The sequence below is a fragment of the Bacillus sp. FSL R5-0447 genome, assembly GCF_038606125.1.
GTDB lineage: Bacteria > Bacillota > Bacilli > Bacillales > Bacillaceae > Bacillus > Bacillus velezensis.
In genome coordinates this window covers 2,259,321-2,277,505 of record NZ_CP152012.1, presented here as the reverse complement: position 1 = coordinate 2,277,505, position 18,185 = coordinate 2,259,321, and the positions used below count along the sequence as shown (strand labels likewise).

At 46.6% G+C, this 18,185-nt stretch carries 13 protein-coding genes, 2 pseudogenes and 1 riboswitch; of the genes and pseudogenes, 11 read left to right on the top strand and 4 right to left on the bottom strand.

Going from position 1 to position 18,185, the window contains the following annotated elements:
• Nucleotides 1-120 precede the first annotated feature (120 nt).
• Nucleotides 121-213: riboswitch (SAM riboswitch) on the top strand.
• Nucleotides 214-334: 121 nt separating this feature from the next.
• The 3 genes and pseudogenes from NYE68_RS11205 to NYE68_RS11195 all read left to right on the top strand — a co-directional run bounded on the left by NYE68_RS11205 (nt 335) and on the right by NYE68_RS11195 (nt 3,593).
• Nucleotides 335-1,351 (top strand): 2-hydroxyacid dehydrogenase, encoded by a 1,017-nt coding sequence (locus tag NYE68_RS11205; RefSeq protein WP_342493918.1) that lies wholly within the window; start codon nt 335-337, stop codon nt 1,349-1,351.
• Complete coding sequence (locus NYE68_RS11200; protein ID WP_053573317.1) at nt 1,344-2,810, top strand: FGGY-family carbohydrate kinase; 1,467 nt, start codon at nt 1,344-1,346, stop codon at nt 2,808-2,810. Before NYE68_RS11205 ends, NYE68_RS11200 begins: the two co-directional genes overlap by 8 nt.
• A 47-nt stretch (nt 2,811-2,857) precedes the next feature.
• A pseudogene (locus NYE68_RS11195) lies at nt 2,858-3,593 on the top strand (MFS transporter).
• Nucleotides 3,594-3,624: 31 nt separating this feature from the next.
• Here NYE68_RS11195 and NYE68_RS11190 read toward each other — a convergent pair.
• Together NYE68_RS11190 and NYE68_RS11185 are read right to left on the bottom strand one after the other, a co-directional pair.
• Nucleotides 3,625-4,386, bottom strand: a complete 762-nt coding sequence (locus NYE68_RS11190; RefSeq protein WP_156240366.1) for a hypothetical protein — start codon at nt 4,384-4,386, stop codon at nt 3,625-3,627.
• A gap of 65 nt (nt 4,387-4,451) precedes the next feature.
• On the bottom strand, nt 4,452-4,757 hold the full coding sequence (locus NYE68_RS11185) for a DUF948 domain-containing protein (protein WP_031379053.1): 306 nt from the start codon (nt 4,755-4,757) through the stop codon (nt 4,452-4,454).
• Nucleotides 4,758-4,886: 129 nt separating this feature from the next.
• Between NYE68_RS11185 and NYE68_RS11180 the strand changes: the two genes are divergently transcribed.
• From NYE68_RS11180 to proB, 4 genes are all read left to right on the top strand, one after another.
• Nucleotides 4,887-5,603: a 3-ketoacyl-ACP reductase gene (locus NYE68_RS11180; RefSeq protein ID WP_031379054.1), complete on the top strand. Its 717-nt coding sequence runs from the start codon at nt 4,887-4,889 to the stop codon at nt 5,601-5,603.
• A gap of 285 nt (nt 5,604-5,888) precedes the next feature.
• Complete coding sequence (rtp, locus tag NYE68_RS11175; protein WP_003153833.1) at nt 5,889-6,257, top strand: replication termination protein; 369 nt, start codon at nt 5,889-5,891, stop codon at nt 6,255-6,257.
• A 175-nt stretch (nt 6,258-6,432) separates the two neighbouring features.
• Nucleotides 6,433-7,281, top strand: a complete 849-nt coding sequence (proC, locus tag NYE68_RS11170) for a pyrroline-5-carboxylate reductase (protein ID WP_007407345.1) — start codon at nt 6,433-6,435, stop codon at nt 7,279-7,281.
• 24 nt (nt 7,282-7,305) lie between these two features.
• Complete coding sequence (proB, locus tag NYE68_RS11165) at nt 7,306-8,424, top strand: glutamate 5-kinase (protein ID WP_007407346.1); 1,119 nt, start codon at nt 7,306-7,308, stop codon at nt 8,422-8,424.
• A 60-nt stretch (nt 8,425-8,484) separates the two neighbouring features.
• Here proB and NYE68_RS11160 read toward each other — a convergent pair whose 3' ends face one another.
• Nucleotides 8,485-9,387 (bottom strand): LysR family transcriptional regulator, encoded by a 903-nt coding sequence (locus tag NYE68_RS11160; protein ID WP_007611897.1) that lies wholly within the window; start codon nt 9,385-9,387, stop codon nt 8,485-8,487.
• A 145-nt stretch (nt 9,388-9,532) separates the two neighbouring features.
• Here NYE68_RS11160 and gltB point away from each other — a divergent pair, with 145 nt between their 5' ends.
• Together gltB and gltD are read left to right on the top strand one after the other, a co-directional pair.
• Nucleotides 9,533-14,092, top strand: coding sequence for a glutamate synthase large subunit (gltB, locus tag NYE68_RS11155; RefSeq protein WP_324636915.1), 4,560 nt, complete (start codon nt 9,533-9,535; stop codon nt 14,090-14,092).
• Nucleotides 14,093-14,108: 16 nt separating this feature from the next.
• Nucleotides 14,109-15,590: a glutamate synthase small subunit gene (gene gltD, locus NYE68_RS11150; protein ID WP_014418084.1), complete on the top strand. Its 1,482-nt coding sequence runs from the start codon at nt 14,109-14,111 to the stop codon at nt 15,588-15,590.
• Between the two features lie 303 nt (nt 15,591-15,893).
• Here gltD and NYE68_RS11145 read toward each other — a convergent pair whose 3' ends face one another.
• Nucleotides 15,894-16,874 carry a zinc-binding dehydrogenase gene (locus NYE68_RS11145; protein WP_039251230.1) on the bottom strand — a complete coding sequence of 327 codons (981 nt, stop codon included), beginning with the start codon at nt 16,872-16,874 and terminating at the stop codon, nt 15,894-15,896.
• Between the two features lie 118 nt (nt 16,875-16,992).
• Between NYE68_RS11145 and NYE68_RS11140 the strand changes: the two genes are divergently transcribed.
• Together NYE68_RS11140 and NYE68_RS11135 are read left to right on the top strand one after the other, a co-directional pair.
• The gene (locus tag NYE68_RS11140) at nt 16,993-17,859 is read left to right on the top strand and encodes a LysR family transcriptional regulator (RefSeq protein ID WP_039251232.1); all 867 of its coding nucleotides are present in this window, start codon (nt 16,993-16,995) and stop codon (nt 17,857-17,859) included.
• A gap of 51 nt (nt 17,860-17,910) precedes the next feature.
• A pseudogene (locus tag NYE68_RS11135) lies at nt 17,911-18,141 on the top strand (His/Gly/Thr/Pro-type tRNA ligase C-terminal domain-containing protein); the annotation flags it as partial.
• Nucleotides 18,142-18,185 lie beyond the last annotated feature (44 nt).

Here is an 18,185-nt window from a genome sequence, read left to right as displayed (position 1 = left end):
GTAAGCATTATAACATTTCAAAATCGAACGTCAATTCAGAAAAAAAGTGTTGACATCACGGAAAGACTTTTCTATGATGAGTTTATTCTTTTAAACAGCCTGACAATTTCATCATTTTATTTTCTATCCAGAGAGGTGGAGGGACTGGCCCTACGAAACCTCGGCAACATTTATTGTGCCAATTCCAGCAAGCGTATGCTTGAAAGATAGGAAAGAATGATCTATACATATTTGTGCGCTTCAAGTGCATAAAGACGGTATATGAATCTCTTTCCTTCTTTGGGGAAAGAGATTTTTTTATGAAAAAATTTATGTGAAAAGGATGTTTTGCACCATGACGGTTTTAATTACCGCACCATATCACGACGAGGGGCTGAAGGAGCTGACTGAGCTGTTCGGCCGGACTGTGCACCGGCCGTGGAAGAAGCACGGCCGGGCCTATCGGGAAGATGAATTGATCCGAATGATTCAAGAGACAAACGCGTCGGGGCTTATCACTGAACTTGATGAGGTGTCTGAGCGTGTTATTGACATATTGCCTGATTCCGCTTTTATCGGTGTCTGCAGAGGAATGCCGTCTAATGTGAATATTGCGGCGGCGACTAAAAGAAAAATCCCCGTTTTCTTTACACCGGCCCGCAATGCCCAGGCTGTTGCTGAAATGTTTATCGGAAATGTGATTTCATTTTTGCGTCATACGTATTCTTCCCATCAATGGCTGAAGGACGGGAAGTGGAATGGTGATTATTTGCAGACTTACGTCAAATTCAGAGGAAATGAGCTGACGGGGAAAACAGTCGGCCTTATCGGTTTCGGAGCTGTCGGACAGAGAATCGCCCGGCTATTGGCCGCTTTTGACTGCAAGGTGCTTTACTATGATCCATTTGTCCGTCATGAAAACCGGGAGTATGAAAAAACGACGATTGAACGGGTATTTTCTGAAAGTGATATTGTTTCCGTTCACTTGCCGCGTACAGAAGAAACCATCGGCCTTATCGGCGCCCGGCACTTTCAATTGATGAAACAGGAAGCTGTTTTTGTCAATACGTCAAGAGCGGCGGTTACAGACAGGGAAGAGCTGCTGCGGGTGCTGAAAGAACGGCAGATTAAGGGAGCGATCCTTGACGTGTTTTATCACGAACCGCCTGAATCTTCTGATTATGAATTGATCTCTTTGCCGAATGTGTTAGCGACTCCCCATTTAGCGGGCGCAACATTTGAAGTGGAAGATCATCATGTGAAGATTTTAAATGAAGCGCTTTTCAAATGGAAACAAGATCAAACCTGCTCAATACGTGAACTTTATAACAAAAGAGAACTTGAAACGGAAGGAGGAGGCTGTAATGGCTGAACAAAAAGGCTACCTTGTATTTGACATCGGGACGGGGAATGCGCGAGTCGCGGTCGTGACTGCCGGCGGCGAAGTGACCGCGCTTGAAAGGGAAGACATTGAATATGTGACGGATCCGCTTTATCCGGACGGACGATATTTCTCACCGGAAGGGTTATGGAAGCAAATCAGCGCTATGGCAAGGAAGGTTATTGGCAAAAGCCCTCATATTACATTAATCGGAATCACCTCTACAAGCCAGAGGCAGGGAATTGTTCTGATCAATAAAGATAAAAAGGCATTTCTCGGTCTGCCCAACATTGATAACAGAGGGCGTGAATGGGAAGACGGGATTGAGGCAAAAGAAGAAGTGCATCAGCAAACCGGACGTCTTCCGAGCGCTTTATTTTCCGCCATGAAACTTGTCGGATTAAAAGCCAGACAGCCGTCTTTATGGAAAGAAGTGAAGTACATCACAAGCATCAGTGACTGGGTGACATTTGAGCTGAGCGGTATTTTAAGCTATGAACCGTCACAGGCTGCTGAAACACTGCTGTTTGACGTAAGGAAAAAGGCGTGGTCAGAGAAATTATGCAACATCTTCGGTGTGCCTTCTGCCATTCTTCCTTCACTCGTCCGATCTGGGACGGTTGTCGGAATGTTAACGTTCAAGAAAGCGGCGGTTCTCGGTCTTTCTGAAAGAGTGCCTGTGATTGCAGGCGGGGGAGACACACAGCTTGCCATCAAAAGTGCAGATGCAAAGCCGGGAGATATCGTCATCGTATCCGGCACGACGACGCCGATTACAAAGATAACAGCGGAGGCCGGAACCGAAAGTTTAGAGAATGCATGGCTGAATTGCCATACAGAAGAAGGTCAATGGCTTCTTGAAACGAATCCGGGTGTAACAGGACTCAATTATCAAAAATTAAAATCCATTTTTTATCCGAATGAATCCTACGGCGTTATGGAACGGGAAATCGCAAGTCTGCCGAAACATGATCATGCTTGTATTTCTGCGTTAGGCTCCTATTTATCGCCTGAGAAAAACGCACTGGCAAAAGGCGGATTTATTTTTGACGCTCCGCTGTCCCAAAACTTAAGCAGAGCCCATTTTGTCAAAGCCGCACTGCTGGAAATCGCTTTTTCAATCAAATGGAACTATGAGGCGTTAACAGAGGTGGCTTCCTTTTCACAAGATGATGTGAAGGTGTGCGGCGGCGGTTTCCAAAGTGAAGCTTTGACGCAGTTTCTTGCTAACCTTCTCCAAAAGAAAATCTATAAGAGAGAGGGGTTCAGCCAGGCATCCGCAATGGGAGCGGCGATGATTTGCAACGAAGCTCTCGGTGTGAAAGCAAAGCTTTCGAGCCGCACAAAGGTAATTGAGCCGGAAGCGGATCAGACGGATCTCTTCCTATATGAAGAATGGAAATATACGCAAAAATTATTTACTCATTTTCAGCCGGCGGTGAAAGCCTGACTTGGGGATGAGATGACAACATGAAAGATGGCTGAGGAGGAACAAAAATGCTTAATAAAATAGGAATTCCGAAACAGCTCTTCTGGGGATTTTTAGGAGTCGTGCTGTTTATGATGGGGGACGGCCTTGAACAAGGCTGGCTCAGCCCGTTTTTAAATGAAGGGAATCACCATCCTTGCTGAAAATCCGCGCGTGCTCTCTGGGGGGATCATTCGGATCATTAACAGCATTGGTACATACGGATTTCCGGTATTTCTTCCGATGCATATGGCGCAGCACGGCATTTCTACAAATGTATGGCTTCAAATTTGGGGAACGATCTTTCTCGGAAATATCGTCTTTAACTTAATATTCGGCGCAGTCGGCGATGCATTCGGCTGGAAAAAGACTGTCATGTGGTTCGGGGGAGTGGGCTGCGGCATTTTTACTCTTTTATTATATTATGCTCCTGTTGTATCACATGGGAACTTGCTTTTCGTCAGCATTGTCGGTTTTATATGGGGAGGGCTCCTCACCGGGTTCGTTCCGATCGGGGCTATCGTGCCGACGGCGGCCGGCAGCGATAAAGGTGCTGCCATGTCTGTGTTAAATCTGGCTGCGGGCCTGTCGGCATTTGTCGGCCCCGCGCTTGCCTGGGCGTTCATCGGGCTTGTCGGCGCACAAGGCGTTGTATGGATTTTCGCAGCGCTCTATTTCGTAAGTGCAATCTTGACAAATCAAATCAAAATACCTGAAGAGAAAACGGCAAAACACAATAAAGCATTGCCTGAATACGCTTCTTAACAGCACCGCCCCGAAAATTCGGGGCGTTTTTTTACAGCTGCTGAAGAAACCCGGCAAAGCGCTGAATTTGTTCACGTAACGATTGTTTGTTTTCGTGAAATTGTTTGAAACGATGTCCGTTTGCTCCGGACGGATGCGGGAAGCCTTCCAGAATGACCGCATGACCCATTCTGCCGTTCTTCTTCAGCATGCGGCAGGCTGATTCTGCTGCTTTGCCGAGAGGGATAAGCAGAATGTCCTTTTTCATCATTTCTATTTCATCCGGAAAACATGTCAGCGCGTAACGGCTGAGAAGAGCTGACCTGCTGATTGCCGGCCGATGTCCCGTATAGTTTTTCTGTTTATAAAAAACAGGGTGTTTGATAACGGACGTTGTATGAAGAAGCCCCCGTTTTGAATCAAATAACCGGGATGAATCCTCAACGTGAAGCGCGGCCGGCAGACCACATTCATTAAGCATTTCGATGATGTTCTGTCTCATTGAACCGGAAAGTCCGGCCGCTTTTTTTGTTTCATAGGCTATCGTTTCAAGAGTTTCGCCATCTTTTAAAAGCTGTGCCGCTTTTTTGTAAGCCAGCTGCATTTGAAAAAAACCGGGTGTGATTCCGGAAATGGCAACGACTGCATGAGGGTTAATATATTCATTATGAGGCGAATAATACAAATCCAGATCTCCGTCCTTGGCTAAATGGAAAGCCGGAGTCAGCAAATCCGATTTTGTAAACCCTCCCGAAGATGATAGTGCTTTAAGCTGCTGCAAAAAATGCGCAAGCCGCTCACGAACGCAAATCATGTTATGCCTCCTTGAATCCGCCGGTTTCTCTTAGTGTCATCAAAAACGTCGGATGACATGCAGGCTCATACATCACTTTTACCGGCGTTCCAGAGCATCTTCAGGACGTGAGGCGTTCCTTTAACTTCGGCCGCCGTCGTTTGCACGGCTGTTTTTTTAGTGAGAAAATCTTCTTTCAGCTCTTTCTGCTTTTGCGATAACAGATCGGTTTCTGTTTTGATTTCATCAACGGCCGTCTGCATGGACGCTGTCGCGGCGTTAATCTTCTTTATATCAGGCGCTGTGTTTCTTTTAAAACGCACGGCGGATACGGCTGCATAAATGAATGCGGCAGCCGCAACGGCAGCACTGATATACAAAATGATGATCATCTGCTTTTCACTCCTTTTTTTCAGTTGATACCCTTTACGGATCGTGTTGAATCATTTTATTTGCTAATTGTTTTTTTTCTGCTTATAATGTGAAATCGTACATAAGGACATTCAGAAAGGGTGAAAGACGTGGAAAGCATACAGAACAAAACGGCTCTTATCACGGGTGCGGGCAGAGGAATCGGCCGCGCCGCCGCTATCGCTTTAGCCAAAGAAGGAGTCAATATCGGTTTAATCGGCCGCACAGAAGCAAATGTCGAAAAGGTTGCGGAAGAAGTGAAAGCCCTTGGTGTAAAGGCATCATTCGCTGCTGCCGATGTAAAAAACCAAAAAGAGGTAGAGCAAGCCGTCTCCTCTATTAAAGAAGAACTCGGTGAGATTGACATCTTGATTAACAATGCCGGAATCAGCAAATTCGGCGGATTTTTGGATCTTACGCCTGAAGAGTGGGAAGACATCATTCAAGTGAATGTAATGGGTGTATACCACGTGACACGCGCCGTTCTACCTGAAATGATTGAGAGAAAATCAGGAGATATCATTAATATTTCTTCTACGGCGGGCCAAAGAGGCGCCGCGGCGACAAGTGCGTACAGCGCTTCTAAATTTGCCGTTCTCGGTCTGACTGAATCTCTCATGCAGGAAGTCAGAAAACACAATATCCGTGTCAGCGCAATGACTCCGAGCACGGTTGCCAGCGACATGTCTATTGAATTAAATCTGACAGACGGCAATCCGGAAAAAGTCATGCAGCCTGAGGATCTTGCAGAATACATGGTTGCTCAATTGAAATTACATCCGCGCATTTTCATCAAAACTGCCGGTTTGTGGTCAACTAATCCTTAAACAAAAGGGGACCTGTCTTCGTGACGGGTCTTTTTTTGTTTCCGCAACCCGAATAAATGGGCATAAAGATCCGTTTTTGCAGAAAAAAGAGTGAAAAAGAAACCGATATCAGCTATAATTAAACTAAATAAACTATGTACCAAATGTTCATTAAAATCGTTTTTCCCCGCCTCTAAAAAACAAATCAATACAAACCAAACTGTCCGAACAATAAAAGGGAAAACGGGATAGAAAGAGAATATTTAGTACATGGAATAATTTGTTAGAAGGAAGGGTGTGCACATATTGAAAGAAGAAAAAAGAAGTTCAACCGGTTTTTTAGTGAAACAAAGAGCTTTTTTAAAGCTTTACATGATTACAATGACAGAGCAGGAACGGCTTTACGGACTGAAGCTTCTCGAGGTGCTGCGTTCGGAATTTAAACCCATCGGTTTTAAGCCGAATCATACCGAGGTGTACCGTTCACTTCACGAACTATTGGATGACGGGATTTTAAAGCAAGTAAAAGTGAAAAAAGAGGGAGCCAAACTCCAGGAAGTCGTTCTCTATCAATTTAAAGACTATGAAGCTGCGAAGCTTTACAAAAAACAGCTGAAGACAGAGCTTGACCGCTGCAAAAAGCTGATAGAAAAAGCCATTTCAGATAATTTTTAAATCCGGCCGGAACGCACCCGGCCTCCCGGGCTCAAAAGGTGATTCTGTGATTCATTATACATAATAGCAGGCTCGGAACAATACATATCAATAATACCCTCAAACTTGACATCAACTCCTGAAGTGGTAACATAAAAAACGTGTGAAAAATACGAACAAAATACGAACAAGGGAGATGTTACCGATCTTAGATCAAAAGAAAGTTGCTTTTATCGGAGCAGGATCAATGGCTGAAGGAATGATATCAGGCATGGTCCGCGCAAAAAAAATTCCCAACCAAAACATCTGCGTGACAAACCGCCGCAATACAGAGCGACTCGCTGAATTGGAACATCAATACGGTATTCAAGGCATTGCTTTTGACAGCATGAAAACCGAAGACATTGATGTCTTTATTTTAGCCATGAAACCGAAGGATGCTGAAATCGCTCTGGCTGCGCTGAAACGGCGTATTCAACCTCATCAAATCATCCTGTCTGTTCTGGCAGGCATAACAACCTCATTTATACAACAATCATTACATGATAATCAGCCGGTTGTAAGAGTCATGCCGAACACATCCAGCATGATCGGCGAATCGGCAACAGCTGCGGCTTTCGGAGACCATGTCTCTTACGGTTCAGCAAAAACCGCGGTATCCCTTTTGGAATGCCTCGGGGAAGTGTACGTGATCAAGGAAGATCAGATGGACATTTTCACCGGTATCGCAGGCAGCGGACCGGCATACTTTTATTATTTAATGGAGTTTATTGAAAAAGCAGGTGAAGAAGCCGGCTTAGACAAACGGCTGTCCCGCAAAATCGGCGCGCAAACGTTATTGGGCGCCGCTAAAATGCTGATGGAAACGGGTGAAAAACCGGATGTGCTTCGGGAAAACATCACCTCTCCAAACGGCACGACGGAAGCCGGCCTCGATGCGCTCAGGTCAGAAGGCGGCGGAGAAGCCATTGCCAAAGCCATCAAACACGCGACCGAACGTTCTATTGAGATCAGCAAAACAATTGAAAAAACGGCAGCACTATAATCGTTAAAAAACAGGAGTGATACAGTGACGTCTCGGACGAAGATCAAAAGAGTCGCGGTGAAAATCGGCAGCAGCTCACTGACGAGCCTGCACGGGGAAATCAGCAGAAGAAAGCTGGAAGCATTGGTGGATCAAATCGCACAGCTGAAAGACAGCGGCTATGAAGTGATTTTAGTATCTTCCGGCGCAGTGGCGGCAGGTTATCGGAAGCTCGGATTTATTCAGAAACCGGAAAGCCTCCCTGAAAAACAGGCTTCTGCTTCCATCGGGCAGGGATTATTAATGGAGGCTTATTCAAAGCTGTTTTTAGCGCACGGTTATGTCGCATCACAAATTTTAATTACAAGAAGCGACTTTTCCGATGAATGCCGCTACCATAATGTGCGCAATACGATGAACGTCCTTTTGGAACGGGGCATTATTCCGATTATTAATGAAAATGACACGGTCACAGTCAACCGGCTGAAATTCGGAGATAACGATACACTCGCAGCGAAGGTGGCAGGTTTAATTGATGCCGACATGCTTGTGATTTTATCAGACATTGACGGTTTATATGATGATAATCCGCGCAGCAACCCGAAAGCGAAAAGAATCAGTCATGTAAGTGACATCACTCCGGAAATAGAAGCAAGCGCGGGAGATGCCGGGAGTGAAATGGGAACCGGCGGAATGCGTTCGAAACTGGATGCTTTTAAAATTGTGATGGCCTCCGGTATTAAAGGCTTTCTCGGGCAGGCTAACATTCCGGACATTCTGCTTCAAGCGGTAGATGAGGCGGCTGAAGGAACTTATTTTGAAGCGGAAGGAACCCTGCCGTTAAACCACAAAGAACAATGGCTTGCATTTAATTCCGGCCCCGAAGGCGAAATTGTGATGGAAAAAGAAAGCAGCCGCGATGTCGCGAACGGAAATATGGAGCTGTCACCGCAGGACATCGAGCAGATTAAGGGCAGATTCAGCAGCGGAGCGGTTGTCAGGCTGCTTGATCAGCAGGGAGAAGAGCTCGGACTCGGCATCGTCAACTATTCCTCAGCCCAGCTGAAGACTTTTAAAGAAACGCCGCCCAAACAGACCGATCAATCAGTCATTGATCCGGAAGCGTTTGTCTGCCACGTTGAACTATCCATTCCGATCGGCTGAGAAAGATCTATAAAAATATGAAAAAGCCCGAGGCTTCGTTTTGAAGCTCGGGTTTGTTTTTTATTGATATTGTTCAAGTTTGGAGAAAAATTGAATGACAAAATGATAGAAATCATTTGCAGACGGAGCCAGTTCCCTTCCTTTTGGTTTAATAATGCCTACAGTGCGCTTCACTTGAGGAAATTCAATCGGAATTTTGACCGTGAACCGAGGGGTGGTTTCTGCAAAGGTGCTTTCAGGTAATAAAGTAACTCCCATCCCCGCGGAGACTAATCCTTTAATGGCATCTAAATCCTCGCCTTCCGTCGATACAAGCGGCGCAAAGCCGGCCTGTCTGCAAGCGTCAATCGCCATGTTACGGAGAATAAACCCTTCAGGAAATAAAACAAATTGGTCGCCGCGCAGATCAATTAAATGAATATTTTTCTGTTTGGCAAGCGGATGGTGCAGCGGAACAAGCGCGTAAATCTTTTCCGTGAATAAGATATTGCCTGTTATGTCGGGGAATTCCGTCGGAACGGGGCCGAGCAGCGCCGCATCTATATCCCTGTTTCTTACGGCTTCAATTAAAAACTTATAAGACCCCTGGCGGAGCAAAAACTCAACGTTCGGGTATTCCTCTTTAAACGCCGAAATCACCGTCGGCAAAAGCTGGCTTGCAAGGCTCGTCGGAAATCCTATTTTGACGGTTCCGCGATTCGGATCAAGATATTCATCAATTTGTTCCTTCGCGTAATCAATTGCTTTCATCGCCGTTTTAACATGTTCTAAAAATTGTTTGCCGATCGGCGTTAATTTAATATTTCTGCCTTCCCGTTCAAATAAAGTGACTTGCAGCTCTTCTTCAAGATTTGCAATCTGCCTGCTGATGGCGGATTGTGCGACATGCAGATGATCAGCCGCTTCTGACACATGTTCCCGTTCTGCTACCTCCATAAAATACCGAAGCTGGCGTAATTCCATTGCGTTCACACCTATCTATCTCATTTTGAGATGTATTTGATCTAAATTATATATTGTTTATATTGTTTTGAAAACTTACAATTAATTTAAAGTTGTCAGATTTTATGACCGATAATTAACGGAAACTGATCGGGGGAGAGGAATTATGACTTACAATCAAATGCCGAAAGCACAAGGTCTCTACCGTCCGGAATTTGAGCACGATGCATGCGGAATCGGCTTGTATGCCCATTTAAAAGGGAAACCTTCACATGACATTGTCAAAAAAGGACTGAAGATGCTTTGCCAGCTGGATCACAGAGGAGGACAGGGCAGTGATCCGAATACGGGTGACGGCGCCGGCCTGATGGTTCAGATCCCTGATGCTTTTTTTAAGAAAGAGTGCGGAGAAATGAAGCTGCCGGAAAAAGGCCGTTACGGGGTAGGAATGGTCTTTTTCTCGCAAAATGAAGAGGAAAGAAAAAAGATCGAAAAACAGGTGAATGCATTCATTGAGCAGGAAGGACAGATTGTTCTCGGCTGGAGAACCGTCCCTGTAAATGTCGGAAAAATCGGAACAGTGGCACAAAGCACTCGCCCGTATGTGCGTCAAGTATTTATCGGAGCCGCAAACGATTTGAAAGACAGCCTTGCTTTTGAACGCAAACTGTATGTTATCCGGAAGCAGGCGGAAAATTGGGGCGTTCAAGAACAGCTTGATTTTTACTTCGCAAGCTTGTCAAGCCAGACTATTGTTTATAAAGGGTTGTTAACGCCTGAGCAGGTTGACGCTTTTTATTTGGATTTGCAGGATGAAACCTTCGTATCTGCATTTTCACTCGTGCATTCAAGATTCAGCACAAATACCTTTCCTACTTGGGAACGTGCCCATCCGAACCGCTATCTGATTCATAACGGAGAAATCAATACGCTTCGGGGCAACATCAATTGGATGAGAGCGAGGGAGCAGCAGTTCGTTTCAGAAAGCTTCGGAGACGATCTTCACAAAGTGCTGCCGATTTTAAATGCTGAGGGCAGTGACTCATCCATTCTTGATAATGCGTTTGAATTTTTCGTGATGGCGGGGCGGAAACCGGCACATACGGCAATGATGCTGATTCCGGAACCATGGACGGAAAACACTCACATGTCTAAAGCGAAACGGGCTTTTTATGAATATCACAGCTCTTTAATGGAGCCGTGGGACGGGCCGACCGCCATTTCGTTTACGGACGGAAAACAGATCGGCGCCATCCTTGACCGTAACGGCCTGCGTCCGGCACGTTACTATGTGACAAAAGATGACCATATTATTTTCTCATCTGAGGTCGGCGTTATTGAAGTAGAGCAGGAGAACATTCTTCATAAAAAACGTCTGGAGCCCGGAAAAATGCTGCTCATTGACTTAGAAGAAGGCCGGATTATTTCAGATGAAGAAGTGAAAACAGAAATTGCCAATGAATTCCCTTATCAAAAATGGCTTGAAGAAGAATTGGTTCAAGTGAATCCTGACCCGGAAATCCGGGAAGAGGAACAATTCGATGATCTTCTCGTCCGTCAAAAAGCGTTTGGCTATACGTATGAAGATATTCAGAAATATTTAATCCCTGTTATTAAAGAAGGCAAGGACCCGCTCGGCTCTATGGGAAATGATTCGCCGCTCGCCGTTTTATCCGACCGCGCCCAATCACTGTTTCATTACTTTAAACAGCTGTTTGCGCAAGTCACAAACCCGCCGATTGACGCGATCCGCGAGCAGCTGGTAACTTCTACGGTGACCTGGCTTGGGGCTGAAGGTGATCTGCTGCATCCGAGTGAAAGAAATGCACGCCGCATAAAGCTTTATACTCCTGTATTATCAAACGAACAGTTTTATGCGCTGAAAACACTTGTGCACCCTGACATTAAGAGCCAGAACATCCGCACGCTGTTTTCAGATGACCTAGAAAAAGGCCTGAAGGATTTGTTTCAGCAAGCGGAAAAAGCGATCAAGGAAGGCGTATCTCTGTTAATTTTATCTGACAGGGCAATGAGTAAAGAGTTGACGCCGATTCCGCCGCTTTTGGCCGTCAGTGCGCTGCATCAGCATTTGATCCGCCAAGGTCTGCGAACAAAAGCAAGCATTATCGTTGAATCCGGAGAAGCGCGTGAAGTTCATCACTTTGCGGCTCTTATCGGATACGGTGCCGATGCTGTCAATCCGTATTTGACTTACGCTACGTATAAGCAGGAAATCGATGAAGGCCGGCTTGATATTCCGTATGAAGAAGCTGTCAGCAAATACGGAAAGAGCGTAACAGAAGGCGTCGTGAAAGTGATGTCAAAAATGGGGATTTCAACTGTGCAAAGTTACAGAGGCGCTCAAATTTTTGAAGCGGTCGGCATCGGTGAAGACGTTATCGCCAAATACTTTACCGGTACTGCATCTCAGCTTGGCGGAATCGATATCGAGACGATTGCGCAAGAAGCGAAACAGCGCCATCAAGCGGCGTACAAGGATGATTACAGCCAAACCCTTGATCCGGGAAGTGAATTCCAATGGCGGAACGGAGGAGAGCACCACGCTTTCAACCCGAAAACCATCCATACGCTGCAATGGGCCTGCCGCAAAAATGATTACAGCCTGTTTAAGCAGTATTCTCATGCAGCGGATGAAGAACGAATCGGATTTTTACGCAATCTGTTCGCCTTCAAAGAAGACCGCAAGCCTTTAAAATTAGAGGAAGTTGAATCAGCTGCTTCCATCGTGAAACGTTTTAAAACAGGAGCGATGTCATTCGGTTCATTAAGCAAGGAAGCCCATGAGGCTTTAGCGATAGCGATGAACAGGCTTGGCGGAAAAAGCAACAGCGGAGAAGGCGGCGAGGACCCGAAACGTTTCGTTCCGGATGAAAATGGCGACGACAGAAGAAGTGCGATTAAACAGATTGCTTCCGGCCGTTTCGGCGTAAAGAGCCATTATCTCGTCAATGCGGATGAATTGCAGATCAAAATGGCGCAAGGGGCGAAGCCGGGAGAAGGCGGTCAGCTTCCGGGCAACAAAGTATATCCTTGGGTCGCGGATGTCCGCGGTTCTACACCAGGTGTAGGGCTGATCTCACCGCCTCCTCACCATGATATTTATTCAATTGAAGATTTGGCGCAGCTGATTCATGATTTGAAAAATGCGAATCGAAGCGCGCGTATCAGCGTCAAGCTCGTGTCAAAAGCCGGTGTCGGCACGATTGCGGCCGGTGTGGCAAAAGGCACTGCGGATGTCATCGTCATTAGCGGCTACGACGGCGGAACGGGCGCGTCGCCGAAAACAAGTATTAAACATACGGGTCTTCCGTGGGAGCTTGGTCTTGCAGAAGCTCACCAAACGCTGATGCTGAACGGTTTACGGGATCGCGTGGTATTGGAAACGGACGGTAAGCTGATGACAGGCCGGGATGTCGTGATGGCCGCCTTGCTCGGTGCGGAGGAATTCGGCTTTGCTACAGCGCCGCTCGTCGTTCTCGGCTGCGTCATGATGCGAGCCTGCCATTTAGATACATGTCCTGTAGGTGTCGCAACGCAAAACCCGGAGCTTCGCAAAAAATTCATGGGCGATCCTGACCATATCGTAAATTACATGCTGTTTGTCGCAGAAGAAGTGCGTGAATATATGGCGCAGTTAGGCTTTAAGACGCTTGATGAAATGATCGGACGGACAGACGTTCTTCATGTCAGTGAACGTGCGAAAGCGCATTGGAAAGCGGGCCAGCTTGATTTATCCACACTGCTGTACCAGCCTGAAGGCGTCCGCACTTTCCGTACGGCGCAAAACCATAAAATCGACCAGTCGCTTGATATGACGGTTATTCTTCCGGCGGTGCAGGCTGCAATTGAAGCCGGACAGGAAGCGGAAGCTGAAATCAAGATCAATAATACAAATCGCGTAGCCGGAACCGTGACGGGAAGTGAAATTTCTAAGCGCTACGGAGCGGAAGGCCTGCCGGATGATACGATCAGACTTCATTTTACCGGATCAGCCGGACAGAGTTTCGGAGCATTTGTCCCTAAGGGGATGACGCTTCATTTGAACGGGGATTCAAATGACTACGTAGGCAAAGGGCTTTCAGGCGGAAAAATCATCGTGAAAGCGCCTGATGCCTTCAATTGTGAAACACACGATAACGTTATTATCGGGAACGTCGCATTTTACGGAGCAACAAGCGGGGAAGCGTACATTAACGGGCGCGCAGGTGAACGTTTTGCAGTCCGTAACAGCGGAGTCAATGTCGTTGTAGAAGGTATCGGAGACCACGGCTGTGAATACATGACAGGCGGCCGGGTTGTCGTCCTCGGCGAAGTCGGCAAAAACTTCGGGGCGGGAATGTCAGGCGGTATCGCATACGTCCTGAGTGATGATGCCAAAGCATTTAAACGCAAATGCAACATGGAAATGATTTCATTTGAAAAGCTGACGGATGAGGCGGAGATCAAAGAAGTGCAAGAAATGGTCAAACGGCATGCGGCGCTGACAAACAGCAAAAAAGCCGCAGATCTCCTGGACAATTGGGAAAAAGCCGCAGAAACCTTTATCAAAGTCATTCCGAAAAACTATAAACAAATGCTCCTCAGCATCGAAGAACAAAAAGCGGCGGGTTTATCAGAAGAAGACGCAATTATGTATGCTTTTGAAGCCAATACAAAGGTTCACCAAACGCCTGCCAAAGACCATAAACAAGCGGTAGTACAGTAAGAAAGGGGAGAGGAACATGGGGAAACCAACTGGATTCATGGAAGAAAAACGAGAAAAACCGGCTGAGCGGGACCCTCTCACTCGCTTAAAGGATTGGAAAGAGTATTCGGCTCCATTTTCAGATGAAGCGTCAAAGCGGCAGGGGGCGCGGTGTATGGATTGCGGCACACCGTTTTGCCAAATCGGCGCTGATATCAACGGTTTTACGTCCGGCTGCCCGATTTATAATCTGATACCGGAGTGGAATGACCTCGTCTATCGGGGGCGCTGGAAAGAAGCCTTGGAGCGCCTTCTGAAAACGAATAACTTTCCTGAATTCACAGGGCGGGTCTGTCCCGCTCCTTGTGAAGGATCTTGTACGCTGGCTATTTCAGATCCGGCTGTTTCAATTAAAAACATCGAGCGGACGATCATTGACAAAGGTTTTGAGAACGGATGGATTCAGCCGAGAATTCCAGCGAAACGCACAGGTAAAAAAGTCGCTGTCGTCGGTTCAGGCCCGGCAGGTCTGGCAAGCGCTGATCAGCTGAACCAAGCCGGTCATTCCGTAACGGTCTATGAGCGTGCCGACAGAGCCGGAGGCCTGCTGATGTACGGCATTCCGAGCATGAAGCTTGAGAAAAATGTCGTCGAACGCCGTATTAAACTTTTGACGCAGGAAGGTATAGATTTTGTAACAAATACCGAAATCGGCGTTGACATAACGGCAGATGAGCTGAAAGATCAATTTGATGCCGTCATTTTGTGCACAGGCGCCCAAAAGCAGCGCAATCTGCTGATTGAAGGCCGGGAAGCAAAAGGCGTCCATTATGCGATGGACTATTTAACACTGGCGACGAAAAGCTATTTAGATTCCAACTTCAAAGACAAACAATATATAGACGCTAAAGGGAAAGACGTCATCGTAATCGGCGGAGGAGACACAGGAGCTGACTGCGTGGCAACCGCGCTGCGCCAAAAAGCGCGCAGCGTGCACCAGTTCGGGAAACATCCTAAACTTCCTCAAACGCGCACGAACGACAATATGTGGCCTGAACAGCCGCACGTCTTTACCCTTGAATACGCCTATGAAGAAGCGCAGGCAAAGTTCGGCAAAGACCCGAGAGAATATTCAATTCAGACGACAAAAATGGTGGCCGATAAGCAGGGCCGCTTACAAGAGATTCACACCATTCAAATGGAAAAAGTCAGAAACGAATTCGGAAAGTATGAATTTCATGAACTGCCCGGAACAGAAAAAGTCTGGCCTGCTCAGCTGGTGTTCATCGCCATCGGTTTTGAAGGGACGGAACAGCCATTATTGAAACAGTTCGGTGTCGATTCGGCAAATCATAAAATTCAGGCGGCATATGGGGATTATAAAACGAATGTTGACGGTGTTTTCGCCGCAGGGGATGCGAGAAGGGGCCAAAGCCTGATTGTATGGGCGATTAATGAAGGCCGGGAAGCAGCGCGCGAAGTCGACAGTTATTTAATGGGGAGCACTGTTTTACCGTAAATAAAGGGGTTTATTTATAAAACCGGCTGGGATCAGCCGGTTTTTCGTATTGAAATGAAACCTCCTTCTTCCTGTAGTGGAAGATAACATATGGAATTTTGTTTTACAGAGTGGAGAGATTGTTTCTTCCGGAGACTGAGACGATTTGCAAGCCTTGAGCAGTTGATCACGGTGCTGCTGACGGGCTCTGTGTGTCTGCAGTCGATTTGCGGGCAGATTTGAATTGATGAAGAAAAACATATTGAATTTCAAGCGGAAACGCTTATAAACAAATAAGGAAACGGACGGGTCCGCTCCTCTTTTTTAGACATCCAAACGAAAGCCGATATTGCCGAACTGCCGTCCTTCCCGCATTCTGTTAAAAGCGGCAGCTGCTTCACTGAGAGGGTACATGCGGTCGATAATGGGGCGGATGCCGCAGCGGTTTACCAATTCCAGCATATCCGCGAATTCCTCATTGCTTCCCATTGATGTACCGAGAATATGAATCTGCGGAAAAAACAGCGAGCGAATAGGAAATCCGAGCTGATCGCCTGAACTGGCGCCAAATGTTACGATCCGGCCATTCGGTTTCATAATGTCAAGATAGTGTTGAAACAAGGCCGGGCCTACACCGTCAAGTATGATATCTGCTTTTTCGCCATTCAGCGCCTCATTCCAGTCACCGTAGCTGTCAATCGCCCGGTCTGCACCGTATGACAGTGCGGTTTGTTTTTTGTTTTCGCTGCGGGAGGTGACGCTGACTGTCGCTCCGATAGCTTTTGCCATTAATAAGGCGTATGTTGCCACGCCGCTTCCGATGCCCGGAAGGATAAGGTGTTCGCCTTTTTTTAATTGTCCTTTTGTAAATAAGGCGCGATAAGCGGTTAATGCTGATAACGGCAGCACGCCCGCTTCCTCCCATGTCAGGTGTTCGGGTTTTAAAACGGCATTTTCCGCAGGAACGATGACATAAGGTGAAAAGGTTCCGTCGCTCGGACCTCCTAAAATATCAGGGACGGCCGGTACGTCCTCAACGGTCTTCCAATTCAGCACCGGGTTGATGATGACTTCTGCATGCAGTAAATGAGACCGGACGCCGTGTCCTATTTCGGTTACGATTCCCGCGCCGTCTGAACCGAGAGTAAATTCATGGTTTCCGGTTTCGTGGTTTTTCATTAAAAACAAATCACGATGGTTTAATCCGGCTGTTTTCAGCTTTATTTTTACTTCGCCGTTTCCCGGCCTTTTGTCAGGTGCCTGCCTGAAATCAAAGCCATTTTCGTGTATGATAAGGGCATTCATCATTCTTCTCTCCTTTATGATTGATGAGAAAGATTTTACAGGCTGTATCAGCTGCAGTAAATAAATGAAAATTGATAGCCGGCTATCAATAAAAATCATAGCAAGAAGGTGCCCTTACATGGAAAGCGGAGACTTAAAGATTTTTCAGGCTGTCGCCCGCAAAGGAAGTATTTCAAAGGCGGCAGAAAGCCTGCATTATGTTCAATCAAATGTGACAAACCGGATTCAGCAGCTGGAACGGCAATTGCAAACACAGCTTTTTTACCGCACAAATCGGGGGATGACGCTGACGCCCGCAGGTGAAAACTTATTGAAAGACGCTGACAGAATCCTTCAATTGCTGCATGAGGCGCAAAAAACGGCGCAAGAGGCAGGCGATCCGAACGGCCCGCTTCGAATCGGTTCTCTTGAAACGGCGGCAGCCGTCCATCTCCCTCAATTTTTAACGGAGTATTGCAGCCGCTGCCCGAAAGTACAGCTGTCTCTGTCAACCGGTGATACACATACCTTAGTGCAGCACGTCTTACATTATGAGCTGGACGGCGCTTTTGTTTATGGTCCGGTCGAATACGAAGATCTTGAGCAAGTCGCTGTATTTCAAGAAGAATTGGTCTTGGTTTCAAATAAGCGGGAAGGCAGTTTGCAAGACTTGTTGCGAGATCCGGTTCTTTATTTTTCCGCGGGCTGTTCGCACCGCCGCAAAATAAAGAACATACTGAAAGAAGAGGCAGTGCCCGCACATAAAATCATTGAATTCGGTACGTTGGAAGCCATTATTGGGGCGGTGCAGGCGGGGATGGGGGTTTCTTTTCTGCCTGCATCAGCCGTCCGTTATTTTCAAAACAGGAAAAATCTTTTTCTTCATGAGCTTCCTGAACAGTTTCGGGATATGAATATATCATTTATCTACCGGAGTGATTTATTTTTGACATCGGCGTTTGAAGAACTGCTGAATAGATTAAAAGCATTACCGAACGGAAGATGAGAAAACAGGACAGCTGTGTACGCCAATTTTTTTCGTTCTGGTTTTTCTCAAAAGAAAGCGGGTATCCGGGCTGAGCTTGATCAGCGCGATGAAAAACTCGGCTATAAAATCAGAGAAGCACAAATGAAAAAAATCCCGTATATTGCTGTTGTGGGAGATCGAGAGTGCCGCCATCAATCTGTACATGTACGGCAATACGGGCGGGAAGACACATTTGAAGAGAATGTGAGTGATTTTATTTCCCGGATCATAAGAGAGGCAAAAGAAAAAATAGAGATTTAACAAAAACAACATTGACATATCGTAAAATCACGATATAATAAAGC

What these genes read in the sequence shown, in the direction of transcription:
- NYE68_RS11205 (WP_342493918.1), top strand. Translation starts at nt 335, where the DNA reads ATGACGGTTTTAATTACCGCACCATATCACGACGAGGGGCTGAAGGAG.
- NYE68_RS11200 (WP_053573317.1), top strand. Translation starts at nt 1,344, where the DNA reads ATGGCTGAACAAAAAGGCTACCTTGTATTTGACATCGGGACGGGGAAT.
- NYE68_RS11190 (WP_156240366.1), bottom strand. Translation starts at nt 4,386, where the DNA reads ATGATTTGCGTTCGTGAGCGGCTTGCGCATTTTTTGCAGCAGCTTAAA.
- NYE68_RS11185 (WP_031379053.1), bottom strand. Translation starts at nt 4,757, where the DNA reads ATGATCATCATTTTGTATATCAGTGCTGCCGTTGCGGCTGCCGCATTC.
- proC (WP_007407345.1), top strand. Translation starts at nt 6,433, where the DNA reads ATGTTACCGATCTTAGATCAAAAGAAAGTTGCTTTTATCGGAGCAGGA.
- NYE68_RS11160 (WP_007611897.1), bottom strand. Translation starts at nt 9,387, where the DNA reads ATGGAATTACGCCAGCTTCGGTATTTTATGGAGGTAGCAGAACGGGAA.
- gltB (WP_324636915.1), top strand. Translation starts at nt 9,533, where the DNA reads ATGACTTACAATCAAATGCCGAAAGCACAAGGTCTCTACCGTCCGGAA.
- gltD (WP_014418084.1), top strand. Translation starts at nt 14,109, where the DNA reads ATGGGGAAACCAACTGGATTCATGGAAGAAAAACGAGAAAAACCGGCT.
- NYE68_RS11145 (WP_039251230.1), bottom strand. Translation starts at nt 16,874, where the DNA reads ATGAATGCCCTTATCATACACGAAAATGGCTTTGATTTCAGGCAGGCA.
- NYE68_RS11140 (WP_039251232.1), top strand. Translation starts at nt 16,993, where the DNA reads ATGGAAAGCGGAGACTTAAAGATTTTTCAGGCTGTCGCCCGCAAAGGA.